General features: G+C 42.0%; 7 protein-coding genes and 1 other annotated feature. Of the genes, 1 reads left to right on the top strand and 6 read right to left on the bottom strand.

The features are described 5' to 3' along the window. Positions 1-633 (top strand): site-specific integrase (locus SPADD19_RS11450; protein ID WP_164905823.1); only part of this gene is annotated, 633 nt, incomplete at its 5' end. An 85-nt stretch (positions 634-718) separates the two neighbouring features. Here the strand turns inward: SPADD19_RS11450 and rpmA are convergent. The 6 genes from rpmA to SPADD19_RS12510 all read right to left on the bottom strand — a co-directional run. After that, entirely contained in the window at positions 719-1,012 is a 294-nt protein-coding gene (gene rpmA, locus SPADD19_RS02825; RefSeq protein ID WP_003002805.1) for a 50S ribosomal protein L27, read from the bottom strand. Positions 1,013-1,029: 17 nt separating this feature from the next. Further along, positions 1,030-1,374: a ribosomal-processing cysteine protease Prp gene (locus tag SPADD19_RS02820; protein ID WP_003002581.1), complete on the bottom strand. Its 345-nt coding sequence runs from the start codon at positions 1,372-1,374 to the stop codon at positions 1,030-1,032. A gap of 15 nt (positions 1,375-1,389) precedes the next feature. Then, positions 1,390-1,704 carry a 50S ribosomal protein L21 gene (gene rplU / locus SPADD19_RS02815; protein WP_003007734.1) on the bottom strand — a complete coding sequence of 105 codons (315 nt, stop codon included), beginning with the start codon at positions 1,702-1,704 and terminating at the stop codon, positions 1,390-1,392. 34 nt (positions 1,705-1,738) lie between these two features. Then, positions 1,739-1,826 (bottom strand) — a sequence feature (ribosomal protein L21 leader region). 137 nt (positions 1,827-1,963) lie between these two features. Then, entirely contained in the window at positions 1,964-2,506 is a 543-nt protein-coding gene (locus SPADD19_RS02810; protein ID WP_061455131.1) for a membrane lipoprotein lipid attachment site-containing protein, read from the bottom strand. Between the two features lie 52 nt (positions 2,507-2,558). Beyond that, entirely contained in the window at positions 2,559-3,779 is a 1,221-nt protein-coding gene (thiI, locus tag SPADD19_RS02805; RefSeq protein WP_003016466.1) for a tRNA uracil 4-sulfurtransferase ThiI, read from the bottom strand. A gap of 18 nt (positions 3,780-3,797) precedes the next feature. Beyond that, positions 3,798-4,266 (bottom strand): aminotransferase class V-fold PLP-dependent enzyme (locus SPADD19_RS12510; protein ID WP_241496440.1); only part of this gene is annotated, 469 nt, incomplete at its 5' end.

Genomic DNA, 4,266 nt, shown 5'->3' with positions numbered 1-4,266 from the left:
CTGAAGCCTAAACGACAAAAAAATAATACAGATGAGCTTGAAAAGTTCTACAACAAAGAAGAACTTAAGGAATTTTTTAAAATCGTTAAAGGCTTCGACGATAATGAAATGCTGACGTATTTTAGATTACTAGCTTTTACCGGAATGCGAAAAAATGAGATTAGCGCTCTAAGATGGTCTGATGTCGATTTTAAAAAAGGACAGATTACTGTCAATCAAACCTTGGCCAAGGGTGAAGATAATAAACTTATCTTTCAGACTCCAAAAACAAAAAAGAGTGCCCGAACAATTACCCTCGATTCAAAAACAATCAAGGTTTTAAAAGATTGGCACAAGTATAGTACAAAAGGACTTCTGTTTAAAAATGAGAGTGGAGAACCTAAGAGTGTTGTCCATGTCAACAATATGTTGAACAGAATCTGGAGGAAGTACCCTGATTTCAAACGAATCACACCACATGGATTTAGGCATACACACTGCTCACTACTCTTCGAAGCTGGTGCTACTATCAAGGAGGTCCAGGAAAGACTCGGTCATGAGAATATTCAAACCACTATGGACATCTATGCTCACGTCACGCAAAAAGCAAAGGATGAAGTAGCTGACAAGTTTGCTTCTTACATTGGTTTTTGAAATATGGGTATCACGGTGGGTATCAAAACAAAAAAAGAGGCTCTCCGAAAACTCGGAAAGCCTCTTTTAATGCTACTTAGAGCGATTATTTTGCGATTGGGTAAACAGAAACTTGTTTTTTATCGCGACCTTTACGTTCGAAGCGTACTACGCCTTCAACTTTTGCGAACAAAGTATCGTCTCCACCACGTCCAACGTTCACACCTGGGTAGATGTGTGTACCGCGTTGACGGTAAAGGATAGATCCACCTGTTACAGTTTGTCCATCAGCTGCTTTAGCTCCAAGACGTTTTGCTTGTGAATCACGTCCGTTTGATGTAGAACCTCCACCTTTTTTGTGGGCGAAAAGTTGCAAGTTAGCAAGATTCAATTTCAACATAATTGTTTTCCTCCATGTTAGTTTTCTGTGATAACTCTTGTTTGGACGAACTCTGAAGAGTTCTCCGATAAGTTTGCCATCCCTAAGAAAAATGATTCAAAGAATAGTTGGGTCATTTCTCTTTGATGTGGTGGAATATCTGTCGGGATTGTGACCCGAAGGAAGCCACCTTCTTCTTCGTTTAATTCTAGATCCGGTTCGTAGCCTGCAAATTTCTCAACAGAGTTGACAAAGTTAATGGCTAGAGTCGAAACCGATGCACACACGACATCAAAGCCATATTCACCGCTTCCAGCGTGCCCAGTGATTTCTGCACTCCTCAGCTCGCCATCTTCGGCTCGTTCAAAGACTGCTTGTATCATGTGTTCTCCTAAAAATTAAGCGTTGATAGCGTTGATGACAACTTTAGTGTAAGGTTGACGGTGACCTTGTTTACGGTGGCTACCTTTTTTAGGTTTGTACTTGTAAGTAACAACTTTCTTTTGTTTTCCTTGTTTTTCAACAGTTCCAACAACAGTAGCTCCTGAAACAAGTGGAGTTCCGACAACAGTGTTTTCACCACCAACAAGAACAACTTCGTTAAATGTAACTTCTTGACCAGCTTCAACGTTCAATTTTTCAACGTAGACTGCTTGACCAACTTCAACTTTAACTTGTTTTCCGCCAGTTTTAATGATTGCGTATGTGCTCATTATGCACCTCCTATGTATTTTTGGGTTTCCCCGTATTTTTGTGAAGACTCGCCTAGCATCGTGGGACGAACCACTTACTCTCATGGAAATGAGCGACGATGTTCGAGCGGTTGCACAGGCATGTGCATAGTCAACTCTCTAAGTATATCACTTCTATCAGACAAAGACAAGTATTTTTGCGCTTTGAAAGCGAATTTTCTTTGAAAAATCTATTTTTTGTATCTTGTAGTTTAAGATCGCATTCAAAACCTGCCTTCATCTACTTATCCTTAAATTTAAAGTCATTGAAGCTCATTTTGGCTTTAGACGAATCGTTCATCCCCTTCATTTTTTCTTCTTGTTCCTTAGTAATTTTTATCGGAATCGCTGCAGCAGTATTTGGTTTTAACACACCCGATTCGCTCACTTCATAGTCAACTGTAACATCTTTAAAAAGCGGCTCTCCATCATATTCCAAATTCAGGACAAAGGATCCATCACGATCGATGGTTGTGGTGGTACGATTCACAATAAAGAATAAGGCGAAGCGATTTTCCTCATTTCCAAAGGTATAGCCTGGGAAAAAGACAAATAATTTTCCAGGTTCTCCAAGCGTTGGATGTTCCTTGATAAATTTCTCAGATGCTTCCAAGACTTCGTTGTCCTGATCTTTGTACTGGTCGGCTCTGACAAATGTGAGCGTTTCTTTTTTACTGCTGGTTGACTGGCTGGTCTTTTCTTCTTTTTTCGGGCCAGTAAATGATACTTTGACACAGCCTGTCAACAGAAGCAAACTTGTCATTAAAACGATAATTTTTTTCATCTTGTCTCCTTTAAGTTGGTTAGAAAAAGAAGCTGGATACTCCCAGTCTCTCCTATAGCAAATCCTCGATCAGGTCATCGACCTCATCTTTTTCTGCTTTTGGTGTGATCTCTGTTACGATGATACCTGCTACCGCACGCTCAACCAAAGCTTCCACATCCATCCGTTGCTCATACTGCTCCGCATTTTTGAGTTTCGGATTCGTCTTTGGACGATCTGGTGCAAAGATGGTACAACAATCTTCGAATGGCTGGATAGAGATTTCAAAGGTATCAATCTCTTGGGCAATATCGATGATTTCCAATTTGTCCATGGTCACTACCGGACGGATAACCGGCGTATTGGTCACTGCATTGATGGCCTGCATACTCTCTAAGGTTTGGCTAGCCACTTGTCCCAAGCTTTCACCATTGATAATGACCAAACCACCGCGAACCTCGCGAATGCGGTCTGTAATGCGCATCATAAAGCGACGGGTCAAAGTCATGAGGTAAGCTTCTGGTGCTTTTGCCTTGATTTCCTCTTGGATCTCCGTGAAGGGCACCTCGATAAATTGGATATTGCCCCCAAACTTGGTCAACTTCCGTGTTAGATCATGAGCTTTTTTAAGAGCTCCTGGGCTGGTATAAGGTGGGCTAGCAAAGTGAACCGCCTCGATATCCACACCCCGCTTCAAGGCTAGGTAACCAGCTACTGGAGAGTCAATTCCACCAGAAAGCATGAGCATGCCCTTGCCAGATGTGCCAACCGGAAGGCCACCTGCTCCCTTAATAGTTTCATAAGAGATGTAGGCTGCTTCTTCTCGAATTTCAACTTGCAAGTTGATATCTGGTTTTTTCATCTGAGCTTGAATCGTTGGGATCGCTTCAAAGACCGCACCTCCCAAGGTTTGGTTGAGCTCGCGACTATCGAGTTCAAAGGTATGGTCACTGCGCTTACTTGAGATTTTAAAGGTCAAGCCGTCCTTGTAAATCTCCTTCATAATCTCTTGCACCGCCGCTTTCAAGGCTGGTACTGATTTTTCAATCTTGTAAACAGGTGAAAAATTTTGGATTCCAAAAACCTGCTTGAGGGATTCGGCTACCGGTTCATAATCCGTCCCATGTAGATAAGCATGCGCTCGATCACGATCCGCTGTCACTTTGACAGCTGGATAGATAGATAAAACAGATTGGATATTATTGCGAAGTTTATTGATGAAACGCATGCGATTCTTTCCTTTAGTAGAAAGCTCTCCATAGCGAATCATAATTTCTGAATAGGTTAAGGTCATGTTGATTTCCTTCTAAAATTAACGTACTTTTCGTGTTTGTTCGTAAATCAGTTTGAACTTGGTCAAGAATTGCTCGACTTGGCTCATGTCATTTTCAAGATCGAGACTCAAGCGAACAGCTGTCTGTGCAATACTCTTATCCACTCCCATAGCAATCAAGGTTCCAGCTGGTTTACCAGCTTTGGACGAGCAGGCACTGGTTGTCGAGATGTAAATATCAAACTCTTCAAAGGCATGGACTACTACTTCTCCACGAACCCCCTTGATCCCGAAAGTCAAGATATGAGGCGCAAAGTGATCCTCACCAGAAAAGATAGTGACATCTGGATAGTTAGACAATTCTTTGCGGATGACTTCTTTCATCTGCTGGGTCTTGCTGGCAAAAGCTTCTTGGTTTTCCATAGCTAAGCGTAGGGCTTTTGCTGTTGCTGCGATACCTGCCACATTCTCAGTTGTCGAGCGCATTTCTTTTTCTTGACCCCCACCG

It is taken from the genome of Streptococcus parasanguinis (genome assembly GCF_001578955.1).
Lineage (GTDB): Bacteria > Bacillota > Bacilli > Lactobacillales > Streptococcaceae > Streptococcus > Streptococcus parasanguinis_U.
This window is presented reverse-complemented; position numbering and strand designations above follow the sequence as displayed.

Bases quoted from the DNA above. Each gene is read 5' to 3' on its own strand.
- rpmA (WP_003002805.1), bottom strand. From the start codon at position 1,012: ATGTTGAAATTGAATCTTGCTAACTTGCAACTTTTCGCCCACAAAAAA.
- rplU (WP_003007734.1), bottom strand. From the start codon at position 1,704: ATGAGCACATACGCAATCATTAAAACTGGCGGAAAACAAGTTAAAGTT.
- SPADD19_RS02820 (WP_003002581.1), bottom strand. From the start codon at position 1,374: ATGATACAAGCAGTCTTTGAACGAGCCGAAGATGGCGAGCTGAGGAGT.
- thiI (WP_003016466.1), bottom strand. From the start codon at position 3,779: ATGACCTTAACCTATTCAGAAATTATGATTCGCTATGGAGAGCTTTCT.
- SPADD19_RS02810 (WP_061455131.1), bottom strand. From the start codon at position 2,506: ATGAAAAAAATTATCGTTTTAATGACAAGTTTGCTTCTGTTGACAGGC.